We start from the raw sequence: 12,005 nt of genomic DNA, 5'->3' as shown, positions 1-12,005 counted from the left end.
ATGAATATTTAGCCAATGTGCGACGATCCGAAAATGACCGCACGCCCCGCGCACTTCGTCCCGCTCGACGCCGATCGGGTTCAGCCGACCCGATTCGCCCAGAGCTTGTGGGGTGAAGACCACCTCAACGGCCCGGCGGTGGTGGGGCTGGCCGCGCACGCGCTGGAGGCCGCGTTCGGATTGCCCGACTTTCTGCCGGCCCGGCTCACCGTCGACCTGTTCCGCGCCGCGCGTGGCGTGCCGACGACGACCGCGGTGAAGTTGGTGCGGGACGGGCGACGGGTGCGCAATTCCGAGTGTGACGTGGTGCAAGACGGCGTCACTGTCGCCAGGGCCACGCTGGTGCAGTATCGGCTCGCGGAGGCGCCCGCTGGTGAGGAGTGGTTTGGCACAACCGATTTCGAGCCGCCCGCAGTGATCGACGACGGCCTGGCGCCGTACATCAGCAGTGACGGTGTCGGCTGGACGCGAACCATCGCCGAGCATCAGAACACCGGCCGCAAGCGTTACGTCAACCGGTCCATCGACGTCATCGAGGGGCAGGTCAACACCCCGTTCGTCCGTGCTGCGGTGACGGCCGAGGGCACCAGCATGGTCACGAATCTGGGCACCGCGGGCATCGGCTACATCAACGGCGACCTCACTGTGGCGTTGACGCGGCTGCCGCAGGACGACTGGGTCGGCGTCGAGGCCGAGACGCACTGGGCGGCCCACGGCATCGCGGTCGGTGCCACCACCTTGTACGACAGCGCTGGACCGATCGGCACCGGCCTGACCACCGCGGTCAGCAATCCCGGCGCCCAGATCGACTTCGGCCACAGCCGGTTCCCGGAGCGGATCAGGCGCGAGGTCTGAAGCGCTGCAGAAGGTTTAGCGATGGGATGCATGCGGTAACCAAGAACTGTCCGAGCAATCCGTGGGGTGGACACCCCACAATCATCTGATTGGAGGATCGCGATGAGGATGAAGAAAACAGCTGTCACCACTGCTGTTGCCGGTGCACTGTTCGCCGGCGCCGCAGGTGTCGGCACAGGCATGGCCACGGCCGGCATGACGCCGCCTCCCGGGCCCACCGTGACGGCGCCGCCGGCATGGGCACCCCCGAAACCGGCTGAACCGGCGTGGTCGATGGGTAATCCCCAGGTCTGGGATGCCGGATGGAACCACTGGGGCGTCTGGGTGAACGGCACGTTCGTTCCGACGTTCTGATCGATTCGGTTCTGATCCGGATCGCGAAGGGGCCGTTGCTGCAGTCGCTGCAACAACGGCTTCATTCATGAATTGCGAACGATATGTCCACGATTATCACGTGGACATGAACATTCTGGTTCCCGTTCAATACACGCATGACCACCGCAGCGGCGCGAAACGGCGCACTCATGACCGTCGCGTCGATGATGTCGGTGCAGCTGGGCGCGGCGCTCGCGGTGAAGCTGATGGACGGTGTCGGGCCGGCCGGTGTGGCGTGGCTCCGCCTCGCGTGGGCGGGCGTGCTGATGCTGCTGTTCGTCCGGCCGCGGCCGGCGTCCTTCACGCGGTCAGCGTTCGTGTCGTGCGTCCTGCTCGGCATCACCACCGCCGGGTTCACCCTGCTGTTCATGGTGGCGGTCTCGCGCATCCCGCTCGGCACCGCCAGCGCCCTGGAATGCCTTGGGCCGCTTGCCGTCGCAGTGGCCAAGGGGCGCGGCCGCGGGCGGCTGCTGTTCCCGGCGATGGCCGGCACCGGCGTCGTGTTGCTCACGCAACCGTGGGCGGCCGCCGTCGACCCCGTCGGGGTACTGGCCGCGCTGGCTTCGGCGGTCTGCCTCGGTGCCTACATCCTGCTGACCCAGCGCGTGGGCGACGAGGTCACCGGCATCACGGGGCTCGCGGTGTCCATGCCGGTCGCCGGGCTGGTCGTCACCATGGTGGCCGGGCCGTCGGTCATCGGCCATCTGACGCCGCACCTGCTGTTGGCCGGCCTGGGCCTGGCCATCCTGTTGCCGGCCATCCCGTTCACTCTGGAGATGCTGGCGCTGCAGCGCCTCACCGCGGCAGCGTTCGGCACGCTCATGAGCCTCGAGCCGGCTTTCGCCATGATGCTCGGGCTGCTCATCCTGCATCAGGTGCCGGGCCTGCCTGCCATCGCCGGTATCGCACTTGTCGTGCTGGCCGGTGTCGGTGCCGCCCGCCGCGGTGCGCGACCCGTGGCCGGGGCAGGCCACCGGGAACCGGCCCTCATGGTCGAATAGGGGCATGACGCCACCGGCCACCGCGCTCACCGCCTCGTCGTTCACCGGCCGCACCCCCAGCCGGGCCGGGGACATGTCGGTGGAAACCCATGGCATCGCCCCGGTTCCGGCCGATCGCCGGTACGGCACACCGGGCCGGCTGTTCACGGTGTGGTTCGCGCCGCAGATCAACATGACGTGCGTCTTCACCGGCGCGATGATCGGTGCGCTGGGTCTGGGATTCTGGCTGGCGATGCTGGCGATGCTGGTCGGCACGGTGCTCGGGTCACTGGTGGTCGGCTACCTCTCCACGCTGGGTCCTCGCACCGGCACCGCGCAATTGCCCGGTGCGCGGATGGCTTTCGGTGGCTTGATCGCGGTACCCGCTGTCCTGCAATGGCTCTCGTCGGTGGCGTGGGACGCGCTGGTCGGTCTGTTCGGCGGCGAGGCGCTGGCGGTGCTGCTCGGTATCCCGTTCTGGGCGGCCGTGCTGATCGTGCTGGGCGTGCAGGGCGCGGTCGGGTTCATCGGCTACGAGCTGATCCATCGACTGCAGGCCGTTCTCACGGTGGTGCTGTTCGCGACGTTCGTCGTGTTCGCGGTCAAACTCGTTGCCGGACACCAGGTCGTCACGCCGGCCACCGCGCATGGTGCCGACCTCGCCGGTGCCTTCGTGCTGGCGGTCACGATCGCGCTGAGCCTGGCCGTGTCCTGGGCCAGCTATGCCGCCGATTTCAGCCGCTACCTCCCGGCGGATTCCGCGCCGCGCAAGGTGTTCGGGTTCAGTTTCGCCGGACTGGCCACCGCCTACGTGTTCGTCGAGACCATCGGCATCGCTGCGGGGAGTCTCATCACCGACCAGACCGCCGAGGGCGTGCGGTCGGTGATGGGCGGGGGAGCCCTGGGTGCCATCGCGCTGGCCGTCATCGCGCTGGCGTCGGTCGGCTCGGGCGTGATGAACGACTACAGCGGTTCCCTTGCGCTGCAGACGCTGGGCGTGCGCGTGCGGCGGCCGGTGTCCTCATTGGTGGTGACGGCGCTGGCGTTCGGTCTGATTCTCTGGCTCCACACCGGCGACACCGCAACGCGATTCACCAATGTGCTGCTCCTGATCAGCTACTGGATTCCGGCCTTCGCGGCCATCGTGATCGTCGACTGGCGCCGTCGCAGCCGCGGCCGGCTGACCGTCGACCCGGCCGCGGAGACCACGCCGCGCGCCGATGCGATCGCCGCGCTCGCCGCTTTCGCCGTGGCCTACGGCGCCGCGATCCCGTTCATGAACACCACGCTGCTGCAAGGACCCGTCGCCGTCGCCTGGCATGGCGCCGACATCGCGTACTTCGTGAATTTCGTTGTCGCACTGGTGATCTACGGCGGCTACCGGCGGCTGCGGGCTTCGTGAGTCAGCGCACCGTCGCGAAGAAGGTGCGCACGTCGTCGACGAACAACTCGGGTTGCTCGAACGCCGCGAAGTGGCCACCGCGCGGCATCGTCGTCCAGTGGGTGATGTTGTAGCCGCTCTCGCACCAGGACCGCGGTGCCCGCAGAATCTCCTTCGGGAACGACGCGACGCCGGTGGGCAGCTCGACCTTCTGCCGCGCGCCGCCGAACACCCGGAAGCTCTCCCAGTACAGCCGTGCCGACGATGCCCCGGTGGCGGTGGCCCAGTAGATCATCACGTCGTCGAGCATCTCGTCGCGACTCAGTGCGCTCTCGACGTCACCGTCGTGGTCGGTCCACGACCAGAACTTCTCCACGATCCACGCCAGCTGCGCCACCGGTGAGTCGACCAGGCCGTAGCCGATCGTCTGCGGCCGGGTGGACTGTTGCTTGGCGTAGCCGGAGTCGACGTCCTGGTAGCGCTTCAGCGCCGCCAGCGCGTGCTGTTCCTCGGCGGTGAACTCCGTGGTACCGGCTGCGGGCCGGCCCATGGGCATGTTGGTGTGAATCGCGATGCAATGACCCACGTTTCGCCCGATCTGGGTGGTCACCGCGCCGCCCCAGTCGCCGCCTTGCGCGCCGTAGCGGGGGTAGCCGAGTCGCACCATCAGGTCGTCCCATGCCTGCGCGATCCGCTCGACGCCCCAGCCGCTGGCCGCGGGCTTACCCGAGAATCCGTAGCCCGGCAGGGACGGACACACCACGTGAAACGCGTCTTCGGCCCGTCCGCCGTGCGCGGTCGGATCGGTCAGCGGCCCGATGACCTTCTGGAACTCCGCGATCGACCCGGGCCACCCGTGCGTGATGATCAGCGGCAGCGCCTCGGGGTGCGGTGACCGCTGATGGATGAAATGGATATCCAGGCCGTCGATTTCGGTGACGTACTGGTCGAACCGGTTCAGCGCGGCCTCGCGGGCCCGCCAGTCGTAGCCGTCCGCCCAGTAGGCGGCCAGGTCGCGCGCGTAGCCCAGCGGGATGCCCTGGCTCCAGTCGTCGACGCATTCGGCTTCCGGCCAGCGGGTGTTGGTCAGGCGGTGGCGCAGATCGTCCAGCACGGCGTCGGGCACGGCGATCTGAAACGGCACGATGTCAGTCACAATGGTCCATTCTTACCCGACCGGTACCGAGGTGTGCGTGAGGCTCGACCGTCCGCGCAGCATCCGGCTGCCGCTGCTTCGCCAGTGCCCGCGTTCTGCGTTGTCGCACAGGCTGATTGCGGCGTCGGAGGCGAGGGTCCGGTGGGGCTCCTTCTTGGCGACATCGGCCAGCCGAGCGGCTTCGTTCACCGGGTCACCGATCACGGTGTACTCATAGCGGTTCTCGGCGCCGATGTTGCCGGCGAACACGCTGCCCGCGGTGACCCCGATGCCGAAATCGACCACCGGGAGCTGCTGCAGCGCGACGCCGAGCGTGCGGGCCGTCGCCAGGGCGTCGGTGGCCGCGGAGTCCGAACGCAGGGGAGCGCCGTAGATCGCCAGTGCGGCGTCACCCTGGAATTTGTTGATCAGCCCACCGTGCTGATCGACGGCGGCCACCACGATCCGGAAGAAGTCGTTCAGCACCGCGGCGATGTCTGCGGGCGCCATGGTTTCGGCCATCTGGGTGGAACTGGTCAGGTCGATGAACAACACCGCGACGTCGCGGACCTCGCCGCCCGGTTCGTCCGACGACAGGGCCAGCCGCGCCACGTCGGGGCCGACGTGACGGCCGAACAGGTCGCGCAGCCGGTCGCGTTCCAGCAGCCCGGCGACCATGCGGTTGAATCCGCTCTGCAGCCGCCCGATTTCGGACTGCTCGTAGACGGGTACCGTCCGCCCGATAACGCCGCGTTCCACCTCGGCCATGGCTTCGACCACGTCGCGCACCGGATCGGAGATCGACAGCGACACCACGATGAGCGCCCGGAGCCCGAGCGCCATCGATACCACCGCCACCACGACGACGGGGATGTCCACCGACGCCGACTTGGGCATGAACCAGCCCATGTGCCGGCAGACGATCAGCACGGCGATGAACAGGCTCGGCAGCGCGCTGTTCATCACCCACATGATCACCAGGCGCGCCAGCACACCCGGCGTGACGGTCCGGCCGAGATGATCCTGCATGGCCGCGGCCGCCAGCGGCCGGTATGCGCGCTGGGTGAACAACATGCCGGTGCTCAGCGTCGACACGGCGCCGAAAATCGCCGTCATGGCGAGCAGCGTTGCCGGGATCGCCTGATGATTGGTCGTGATGAGGGTGGCACCGCCGATGGTCCACACCACAGCCGAGAGCGCCGCCTGTCGCTGGACAACGGTGACGGCGCGTCGCCGCTGGATGTCATCGGGCAGGGCGCCGGCGGCATACCAGCGGGCGATGCCGATGATCTCGCGGTAACTCCCGATCGTGACGATCACCGTGCCGACCGTGACAATGGCGATCAGCGGAGCCAGGTTCGCACGGCTGAGCAATGTGCTGGCCGCGCTGTGCGTTTCGGCGCACAGCGCCACGACGGTGGCGACGACCTCGGCAGTGGTCAGCAGGTAGGCGGACGTGAAGCCGGCGGTGTAGCGGACAGCGATCGAATGGGCGCTCGGCCGGGTCGCTACGGGCTCGGTCATCAGTGGCCTGCTCCGACGATGACGACGTCGAGCGTGCGCGGCCCGTGTACGCCTTCGACGCGCTGCAGTTCGATATCGCTCGTCGCGCTCGGCCCGGAGATGAAGGTCAGTGGACGGGTCGGGTCGAGCGCCGCGAAGGCCTGCGGCACGGTATCGACGATCTGGCCGGCCCGGATGACGCAGAGGTGATGGTCGGGCACCAGCGTCAGCGCGCGCCGGCCCTGTGCCACACCGGCATCCAGCACGATGGTGCCGGTCGCCGCGATCCCGAGAGCGCAGCCGGTCACCACCGCATCGACGGTGTCCAACACATCGAGGCCGACAGGCGGGTCGTCGACGACGGTGTGGACGCCGGTGACCCAGTCGGGCGGCAGATCCGCGGGGATGACGGCCGTTCCGGTTCCGATGAGTGCGCCGATGGTGGCGGCCACCTCGCTCGCGCCGACACGGTGGACCTGCGCGCGGTAGTCGGCCACCGTCGCGGCGAATCGTTCGACGTCACCGTTGCCGGACAACGGTTCTCGGTCGTAGTCACGTGGCACCTGCACCGCTGCGAGCACGTCCGGTCCCAGTGCCGCGCGGATCCGGCCCAGCACCTCCGCCCGTGCGTCGCTCATTGCGTGCCGCCCCGGTTACGGGCCCACCACTGCCGGAATGTCTGCGCAGGTGGTGCCGGAACATCGCGGCTCGCAGTCCATTTCGACGCCGGCCAGGGCAGCCTGCTGATGCGGTGGTCGTTGCCGGCGAGCAGCCGTCCCACGCCGAGAGCCTTCTCCGCCAGCCTGAACCGCGCCGCGGACCCCATGGCCCAGCCCGCGGTTTTCATCGCCAGATCCTGTCCGGACGGGAGCCCGCCTCGTTCCTGATCCACCTGCGCGGCACGCAGATGTACCAGGATCGACGGGATGTCGATGCGGACCGGGCAGGCCTCGAAACACGCGCCGCACAATGACGACGCGTACGGCAGGCTCGCGTTCGGATCGTCGTGGCCGGTGGTGCCGGTCAGCAGGGGGCTGAGGATCGCGCCGATGGGCCCGGGGTACACCGAGCCGTAGGCGTGCCCCCCGGTGCGTTCGTAGACGGGGCAGACGTTCAGGCAGGCGCTGCACCGAATACAGTGCAGCGCAGCACGTCCCACCTCGTCGGCCAGTGCCCGGGTCCGGCCGTTGTCGAGCAGCACCAGGTGGAACTGCTGCGGGCCGTCCCCGGGGTGCACGCCGGTCCACATCGAGGTGTACGGGTTCATCCGCTCGGCGGTCGACGACCGCGGCAGCAGCTGCATGAACACCTCGAGATCGGTGAAGCGCGGGATGACCTTCTCGATGCCCATGACGGTGATCAGGGTTTCCGGCAGGGTCAGGCACATCCGTCCGTTGCCCTCGGATTCGACGACAGCCAGGGTGCCGGTCTCGGCGACCCCGAAGTTGGCGCCGCTGACGGCGACCTTGGCGGACAGGAACTTTCGACGCAGATGCGCGCGGGCGGCCATCGCCAGTACCCGGGGTTCGTCGGTGAGGTCGCCCGCGCCGGGCATCTCGCGTTCGAAGATGTCCCGGATCTCGGTCCGGTTGCGGTGGATCGCCGGGACGAGGATGTGACTCGGTTTGTCGTGTCCGAGTTGGACGATCAGCTCGGCCAGGTCGGTCTCGATGGGCGTGATGCCCGCGCCCTCGAGATATTCGTTGAGTCCGATCTCCTGCGTCGCCATGGACTTCACCTTGACGACCTCGGTGCTGCCGGTGTTCCGGACGAGCTGGGCGACAATACGATTGGCTTCGTCGCCGGCGCGGGCCCAGTGCACGGTGCCGCCACGCGCGGTGACGTTGGCTTCCAGTTCCTCCAGGAGTTCGGGCAGCCGCGCCAGCACATCCTGTTTCAGCGCGCTGCCGGCCGCACGCAGCTGTTCCCAGTCGTGGCATTCGGCAATGGCGGCAAGGCGTTTGGCGCGGATGGTGCCGGTGGCATGGCCGATATTGCGTCGCAGTTGCTCATCGGCCAGCGCTGTCCGCGCCGCCGCCGGAAAACTATGATCGCCACGGAGATTCCCCACACCCGGCTGCCCGAGGAACACCGCGGTCACGATGTGGCCGCCAGGATTTCGGCCAGGTGCACGGTGCGGACCCCACTGCCGGTCCGGCTCAGGCCTCCGCCGATGTGCATGAGGCACGATGCGTCACCGGCGGTGCACACCGCGGCGCCCGTCGTCGTGATGTTCGCCATCTTGTCTTCGAGCATCGCCGTGGACACGTCGGCGTTCTTCAAGGCGAATGTGCCACCGAAGCCGCAACAGGATTCGGCCGAGGGCAGTTCGACGAGTGTCAGGCCCCGGACGTTGCGCAGTAGTCGCAGCGGCTTGTCACCGACGCCCAGCATCCGCAGCGAGTGGCACGTCGGGTGATAGGTGACGCGGTGCGGGTAGTAGGCGCCGACGTCGTCGACGCCGAGTACGTCCACCAGGAACTCGGAGAGCTCGAAGGTGTGTGCCGCAACCGATTCGGCGCGGGCCGCCAGTCCGGTGTCACCGGCGCGCCGCGCCACCATCGCATGCTGATGTCGCACCGACCCGACGCAGGACCCCGACGGCGCCACGATCGCGTCGAAGCCGGCGAATGCCTCCACATGGTTGCGCACCAGCGGCACGGCCTCGCGCAGGTAACCGGTGTTGACGTGCATCTGCCCGCAGCAGGTCTGCCCGGCGGGAAACTCCACCTGGTGGCCGAGCCGTTCCAGCAACCGCACCGTGGCGATGGCGGCAGCCGGAAACATGGCATCGGCCAGGCACGTCGCGAACAGGGCTATCCGCACCGGCCGACAGTACCCCTACTTTGCGTACCGGTCCGCCACGTCGAGGGCGCGGTCCAGAATCTCCAGCCCGGCACGGACGTCGTCATCGGCGGCGTTGCACGGCGGCACCACATGGATGCGGTTGAAGTTGGTGAACGGCATGAGCCCGTTCTCCTTGCAGAACGCGACGACGGCGTTCATCGCCTCACTGCTGCCACCGTAGGGCGCCAACGGCTCCCGCGTCTTCTGGTCCTTCACCAGTTCGACGGCCCAGAACACGCCCGCGCCGCGCACCTCACCGACGCTGGGGTGGCGCTGCGCGAAGTCCCGCAGAGCCGGCCCGATGATGTCGGCACCCAGATGGGCAGCGTTCTCGACCATGCCCTCCTCGCGCATCGCGTTGATCGTCGCGACCGCGGCCGCGGTCGCCAACGGGTGGCCGGAGTAGGTCAGGCCACCGGGGTAGGCGCGCTCGGCGAAGGTGGCGGCGATGGCGTCGCTGATCGCGACGCCACCCAGCGGCACGTAGCCGGAGTTGACGCCCTTGGCGAAGGTCAGCAGGTCCGGGACGACATCGAAGTGGTTGATGGCGAACCACTTTCCGGAGCGGCCGAAGCCGGACATGACCTCGTCGGCGATCATCACGATGCCGTACTTGTCGCACAGCGCGCGGACGCCGGCCATATACCCGGGCGGCGGCACCATGATGCCGGCGGTGCCCGGGATGGACTCCAGGATGATCGCCGCGATGGTCGACGCGCCTTCGAGTTCGATGACGCGCTGCAGTTCGTCGAGGGCGCGGGCCGATTCCTGCTCCTCGGTCTCGGCGTGGAACACCGAGCGGTACAGGAACGGTCCGTTGAAGTGGACGACGCCGGCCGCGCCGCGGTCGTTGGCGAACCGTCGCGGGTCACCGGTCAGGTTGATCGCCAGGTCGGTGCCACCGTGGTAGGAGCGGTAGCGGGCGAGCACCTTGTGCTTGCCGGTGTGCAGGCGCGCCATGCGGATGGCGTGCTCGTTGGCGTCGGCGCCGCCGTTGGTGAAGAACACGTGGTTCAGGTTGCCGGGGGTCAGCTCGGTGATCAGCCGGGCGGCCTCGGAACGTGCGGCGTTGGCGTGCTGTGGCGCGATGGTGCACAGCTTGGCGGCCTGCTCCTGGATCGCCGCAACAACTTTCGGGTGTTGGTGGCCGATGTTGGTGTTGACCAGCTGCGAGGAGAAGTCGAGCAGCCGGTTGCCGTCACCGTCCCAGAAGTAACTGCCTTCGGCGGCGGTGATGGTCATGGGGTTCAGCGCGGCCTGGGCCGACCAGGAGTGGAAGACGTGGGCGCGGTCCAGCGCGTAGGCACGCTCGGCTTCGGCACGCATCGAGTCGATGGTGTGGCCTGCGGGCAGGACGTGGTCTGCGGCGAGGGTCATGTCGGGTCCTCTGTCTGGGTGGCGTGATCAGTTGTTCTCAGGGAAGCCCAGGTTGATGCCGCCGTGGCTGGGGTCGGCCCAGCGCTGGGTGACGGCCTTGGCGCGCGTGAAGAACTGCACACCCTCGGGTCCGTAGGCGTGGGTGTCGCCGAACAGCGACGCCTTCCAGCCGCCGAAGCTGAAGAACGCCATGGGAACCGGGATGGGGACGTTGATGCCGACCATGCCGACCTCGACCTCGTTCTGGAACCGCCGGGCCGCGCCACCGTCGTTGGTGAAGATCGCGGTGCCGTTGCCGTACGGGTTGTTGTTGATCAGTTCCAGTGCCTCGTCGTAGGTTTCGACGCGGACGACCGACAGCACCGGGCCGAAGATCTCATCGGTGTAGACGCTCATCTCGGGGGTGACGTTGTCGAGCAGGGTCGGGCCCAGCCAGAAGCCGTTCTCGGCACCCTCGACCGTGACATTGCGGCCGTCGAGCACGACCTTGGCGCCTTCGGCCTCGCCCGCGTCGATGTAGGACGCCACCTTGTCGCGGTGCACCTTGGTGATGAGTGGGCCCATGTCCGAGCCCTTGGCGCCGTCACCGGTCTTGATGGCGGCGGCGCGCTCGACGATCTTGGCGACCAGGTCGTCGGCGATCGGACCGACCGCGACGCAGGCCGAGATGGCCATGCAGCGCTCACCGGCGGAACCGAAGCCGGCGTTGACCATGCTGTCGGCGGCCAGGTCCAGGTCGGCGTCGGGCAGGATCACGGCGTGGTTCTTGGCGCCGCCGAGGGCCTGCACGCGCTTGCCGGAGGCGGTGGCGGTCCGGTAGACGTACTGCGCGATCGGGGTGGAGCCGACGAACGAGACGGCCTTGATGGCGGGGTTGGTCAGCAGCTCGTCGACGGCGGTCTTGTCGCCCTGCAGGACGTTGAAGACACCGTCGGGCAGGCCGGCTTCCTTCCACAGTTCGGCCATCCACAGCGACGACGACGGGTCCTTCTCGGACGGCTTGACGACGACGGTGTTGCCGGCGGCGATGGCGATGGGGAAGAACCACATCGGCACCATGGCCGGGAAGTTGAACGGCGCGATGATGGCGACCGGGCCCAGGGCCTGCCGGATGTTGTAGACGTCGACGTTGGTGGAGGCGTTCTCGGCGTAGCCGCCCTTGAGCAGATGCGGGATGCCGCAGGCGAATTCGACGACCTCGATACCGCGGGCGACCTCGCCCATGGCGTCGGAGAGCACCTTGCCGTGCTCGGCGGTGATGATCGCGGCCAGCTCTCCGCGGCGGGCGTTGAGCAGCTCGCGGAAGGCGAACAGCGTCTGCACGCGCTTGGTGATCGAGGTGTCGCGCCAGGCCGGGAAGGCGGCTGCCGCGGCGTTGATGACGGTCTGGGCGTCCTCGACGCTGGCCAGTGCCACCTGTCCGGTGACCTGGCCGGTGGCCGGGTTGGTGACCGGTGCCGACTGTCCCGAGGATCCGGTGAAGACGTCGTTGTTGATCCAGTGCGAGATGGTCTGCGAGGTGGTCATCGTCGAAGTAGGCCTTCCTGGTCGG

At 68.3% G+C, this 12,005-nt stretch carries 11 protein-coding genes; 4 read left to right on the top strand and 7 right to left on the bottom strand.

Annotation, left to right across the window (positions count from 1 at the left end):
- Positions 1-33: 33 nt before the first annotated feature.
- The 4 genes from ACJH7A_RS11735 to ACJH7A_RS11720 all read left to right on the top strand — a co-directional run bounded on the left by ACJH7A_RS11735 (position 34) and on the right by ACJH7A_RS11720 (position 3,612).
- Complete coding sequence (locus ACJH7A_RS11735; protein ID WP_406801996.1) at positions 34-855, top strand: acyl-CoA thioesterase domain-containing protein; 822 nt, start codon at positions 34-36, stop codon at positions 853-855.
- Between the two features lie 108 nt (positions 856-963).
- The gene (locus ACJH7A_RS11730; RefSeq protein WP_406801995.1) at positions 964-1,209 is read left to right on the top strand and encodes a hypothetical protein; all 246 of its coding nucleotides are present in this window, start codon (positions 964-966) and stop codon (positions 1,207-1,209) included.
- A 137-nt stretch (positions 1,210-1,346) separates the two neighbouring features.
- Positions 1,347-2,231, top strand: a complete 885-nt coding sequence (locus ACJH7A_RS11725; RefSeq protein WP_064858142.1) for a DMT family transporter — start codon at positions 1,347-1,349, stop codon at positions 2,229-2,231.
- Between the two features lie 4 nt (positions 2,232-2,235).
- Positions 2,236-3,612, top strand: a complete 1,377-nt coding sequence (locus ACJH7A_RS11720; protein WP_064858141.1) for a cytosine permease — start codon at positions 2,236-2,238, stop codon at positions 3,610-3,612.
- Position 3,613: 1 nt separating this feature from the next.
- Here the strand turns inward: ACJH7A_RS11720 and ACJH7A_RS11715 are convergent, their stop codons facing one another.
- The 7 genes from ACJH7A_RS11715 to ACJH7A_RS11685 are packed head-to-tail and all read right to left on the bottom strand — an operon-like array spanning position 3,614 to position 11,980.
- Complete coding sequence (locus ACJH7A_RS11715) at positions 3,614-4,738, bottom strand: epoxide hydrolase family protein (protein WP_346414768.1); 1,125 nt, start codon at positions 4,736-4,738, stop codon at positions 3,614-3,616.
- 21 nt (positions 4,739-4,759) lie between these two features.
- Positions 4,760-6,250: an adenylate/guanylate cyclase domain-containing protein gene (locus ACJH7A_RS11710; RefSeq protein ID WP_406801994.1), complete on the bottom strand. Its 1,491-nt coding sequence runs from the start codon at positions 6,248-6,250 to the stop codon at positions 4,760-4,762.
- The gene (locus ACJH7A_RS11705; protein ID WP_406801993.1) at positions 6,250-6,867 is read right to left on the bottom strand and encodes a lactate utilization protein C; all 618 of its coding nucleotides are present in this window, start codon (positions 6,865-6,867) and stop codon (positions 6,250-6,252) included. Before ACJH7A_RS11705 ends, ACJH7A_RS11710 begins: the two co-directional genes overlap by 1 nt.
- Complete coding sequence (locus tag ACJH7A_RS11700) at positions 6,864-8,330, bottom strand: LutB/LldF family L-lactate oxidation iron-sulfur protein (RefSeq protein WP_406801992.1); 1,467 nt, start codon at positions 8,328-8,330, stop codon at positions 6,864-6,866. Before ACJH7A_RS11700 ends, ACJH7A_RS11705 begins: the two co-directional genes overlap by 4 nt.
- Positions 8,327-9,055: a (Fe-S)-binding protein gene (locus ACJH7A_RS11695; protein WP_064858138.1), complete on the bottom strand. Its 729-nt coding sequence runs from the start codon at positions 9,053-9,055 to the stop codon at positions 8,327-8,329. Before ACJH7A_RS11695 ends, ACJH7A_RS11700 begins: the two co-directional genes overlap by 4 nt.
- A gap of 15 nt (positions 9,056-9,070) precedes the next feature.
- Positions 9,071-10,453 carry an aspartate aminotransferase family protein gene (locus ACJH7A_RS11690; RefSeq protein ID WP_138249259.1) on the bottom strand — a complete coding sequence of 461 codons (1,383 nt, stop codon included), beginning with the start codon at positions 10,451-10,453 and terminating at the stop codon, positions 9,071-9,073.
- 27 nt (positions 10,454-10,480) lie between these two features.
- On the bottom strand, positions 10,481-11,980 hold the full coding sequence (locus ACJH7A_RS11685; protein WP_133427375.1) for a CoA-acylating methylmalonate-semialdehyde dehydrogenase: 1,500 nt from the start codon (positions 11,978-11,980) through the stop codon (positions 10,481-10,483).
- Between the last annotated feature and the right edge of the window lie 25 nt (positions 11,981-12,005).

This window comes from Mycobacterium sp. SMC-17 (assembly GCF_045310915.1).
Taxonomy (GTDB): Bacteria; Actinomycetota; Actinomycetes; order Mycobacteriales; family Mycobacteriaceae; genus Mycobacterium.
The sequence above is the reverse complement of the archived record's forward strand: the minus strand, read 5'-3'. Positions and strand labels throughout refer to the sequence as shown.

Bases quoted from the DNA above. Each gene is read 5' to 3' on its own strand.
- ACJH7A_RS11735 (WP_406801996.1), top strand. From the start codon at position 34: ATGACCGCACGCCCCGCGCACTTCGTCCCGCTCGACGCCGATCGGGTT.
- ACJH7A_RS11730 (WP_406801995.1), top strand. From the start codon at position 964: ATGAAGAAAACAGCTGTCACCACTGCTGTTGCCGGTGCACTGTTCGCC.
- ACJH7A_RS11725 (WP_064858142.1), top strand. From the start codon at position 1,347: ATGACCACCGCAGCGGCGCGAAACGGCGCACTCATGACCGTCGCGTCG.
- ACJH7A_RS11720 (WP_064858141.1), top strand. From the start codon at position 2,236: ATGACGCCACCGGCCACCGCGCTCACCGCCTCGTCGTTCACCGGCCGC.
- ACJH7A_RS11710 (WP_406801994.1), bottom strand. From the start codon at position 6,250: ATGACCGAGCCCGTAGCGACCCGGCCGAGCGCCCATTCGATCGCTGTC.
- ACJH7A_RS11705 (WP_406801993.1), bottom strand. From the start codon at position 6,867: ATGAGCGACGCACGGGCGGAGGTGCTGGGCCGGATCCGCGCGGCACTG.
- ACJH7A_RS11690 (WP_138249259.1), bottom strand. From the start codon at position 10,453: ATGACCCTCGCCGCAGACCACGTCCTGCCCGCAGGCCACACCATCGAC.
- ACJH7A_RS11685 (WP_133427375.1), bottom strand. From the start codon at position 11,980: ATGACCACCTCGCAGACCATCTCGCACTGGATCAACAACGACGTCTTC.